The organism is Promicromonospora kroppenstedtii DSM 19349, assembly GCF_000515355.1.
Classification (GTDB): Bacteria; Actinomycetota; Actinomycetes; order Actinomycetales; family Cellulomonadaceae; genus Promicromonospora; species Promicromonospora kroppenstedtii.
The window spans coordinates 1-1765 of sequence record NZ_KI911760.1 but is presented as its reverse complement, the minus strand read 5'-3'; the positions used below and the strand labels follow the sequence as shown (position 1 = coordinate 1765).

The following is a 1765-nucleotide window of genomic DNA, read 5'->3' as shown; positions in this document are numbered from 1 at the left end:
GCGCGGCCGGCCGCGACGCCGAGGCCCGCGGGCAGCACGACCTCGAGGCGGCGTCCGCCGACCTCGACGACGACGCGCTCGGCCGTGACCTCCTCGACCTCGTCGTCGGAGGCCGGCGCGGGAGCAGGGGCGAGCGCCTTGAGCTCGTCGGCGAACTCGGTCTCGATCCAGCGCGTGTGCACGCGGAACGGGGAGCCGTCCGTCGGGACGAACGCCTCGGCGTCGAGCACCGCCTTGTGGAACGGGACCACCGTGGGGATGCCCTCGACCACGAGCTCGCGCAGCGCGCGGCGGGCCCGCTCGACCGCCTGGGTGCGCGTGGCGCCCGTGACGATGAGCTTGGCGATCATGGAGTCGAACGCGCCCGAGACGGTGTCGCCCGCGACGACGCCCGTGTCGACCCGCACGCCCGGTCCCGACGGCCAGGTGATCGTGTTCAGGCGGCCCGGCGCCGGCAGGAAGCCCGCGGCCGGGTCCTCGCCGTTGATGCGGAACTCCAGGGAGTGCCCGCGGATCGCGGGGGAGTCGTAGCCCAGCGGCTCGCCGGCGGCGATGCGCAGCTGCTCGCGGACCAGGTCGATCCCCGTGACCTCCTCGGTCACCGGGTGCTCGACCTGGAGGCGGGTGTTCACCTCGAGGAAGGAGATGGTGCCGTCCAGGCCCACGAGGAACTCGCAGGTCCCGGCGCCGACGTACCCGGCCTCGCGCAGGATGGCCTCCGAGGCCATGTACAGCGACTTCTCCTGCTCGGGCGTGAGGAACGGCGCGGGCGCCTCCTCGACGAGCTTCTGGTGGCGGCGCTGCAGGGAGCAGTCACGGGTCGACACCACGACGACGTTGCCGTGGGTGTCCGCGAGGCACTGCGTCTCCACGTGGCGCGGCTTGTCCAGGTAACGCTCCACGAAGCACTCGCCGCGGCCGAACGCGGCTGTCGCCTCGCGGACCGCGGAGTCGAACAGCTCGTCGATCTCGTCGAACGTGCGCGCGACCTTGAGGCCGCGGCCGCCGCCGCCGAACGCCGCCTTGATGGCGATGGGCAGGCCGTGCTCCTCGGCGAAGGCCCGAACCTCGCTGCTGTCCTTGACCGGGTCGGGCGTGCCGGGCACCAGGGGCGCGCCGGCGCGCTGCGCGATGTGCCTGGCGCTCACCTTGTCGCCGAGCGCGTCGATGGCCGACGGCGGCGGCCCGATCCAGACGAGCCCCGCGTCGATGACCGCCTGGGCGAACTCGGCGTTCTCCGACAGGAACCCGTAGCCCGGGTGCACGGCGTCGGCGCCGGAGCGGCGGGCGACGTCGAGCAGCTTGGCCGGGTCGAGGTACGTGTCGGCGGCGCGAGCGCCGCCGAGGGCGAACGCCTCGTCGGCGATCCGCACGTGCATGGCCTCGCGGTCCTGGTCGGCGTAGACGGCGACGGACGCCAGCCCCGCATCGGCGCATCCGCGGGCGACGCGGACGGCGATCTCACCACGGTTGGCGATGAGCACCTTCGAGATGGTTCGGGGCAGGCTGGAACTGGGCACGGCTCACCGTAACCCGGGTATCCGGGACCTATGTACCGGCTCCGGGCAGGCGGCGGAAAGTCTGGAGGCCAGACCAACCCCGGAGCAGGCCGTTTGTGGGAATCAGACATGGCGTCGGCACTGTGCAGTCCACTGAGCCGCCCGGGCTTGTCGGTATCGGGTAAACGGGGGCCTCCTGGTGGTCCTGGGCGGCGACGGGCTGACGGGGCGCCGGCTGGCGGCGGCCGGCGGCGGGCGGCGGGCGG

The 1765-nt window shown here is 73.5% G+C and carries 1 protein-coding gene; it reads right to left on the bottom strand.

Going from position 1 to position 1765, the window contains the following annotated elements; all coding sequences use genetic code 11:
- The coding region (locus PROKR_RS27255) for an acetyl-CoA carboxylase biotin carboxylase subunit (protein ID WP_245605989.1) at nt 1-1520 on the bottom strand (1520 nt) is incomplete at its 3' end.
- Between the last annotated feature and the right edge of the window lie 245 nt (nt 1521-1765).